Here is a 317-nt window from a genome sequence, read left to right as displayed (position 1 = left end):
GATCATTGTTGGTGTGTGGTTATTGAAAACCGTGAAGATGCCGATTGTAGGTTTAGTGGGGATCTTCATGTTATTGGGTGCGATTACCAATCTGTAACATTAAGCATTAGAGTAGGAAGCTAACTGCTTCTTCCTACTCTAATGCTTAGAAACAATTTTAATTCCATGAAAATTGAAGAATAAATTACAGTCGATAAGGGGTGCAAAGCTCAACGGCCAAAACGAGTTTTGATTGTCAGGAAGGTAATAGTTTAAAAAGGCAATTAGGTTATTACATGGATTAACATGTTCCCTCGCCATTATGTAATCGTAATTCC

General features: G+C 36.9%; 1 pseudogene. It reads right to left on the bottom strand.

The features are described 5' to 3' along the window. Positions 1–138: 138 nt before the first annotated feature. Positions 139–317: pseudogene (locus AB4486_RS27315) on the bottom strand (class I SAM-dependent methyltransferase); the annotation flags it as partial.

Origin of the sequence: Vibrio sp. 10N.222.55.C6, assembly GCF_041473395.1 — a bacterium.
Classification (GTDB): domain Bacteria; phylum Pseudomonadota; class Gammaproteobacteria; order Enterobacterales; family Vibrionaceae; genus Vibrio; species Vibrio crassostreae_C.
Note: the sequence above shows the minus strand (reverse complement) of the source record. Positions and strands in the feature narration are given on the sequence as shown.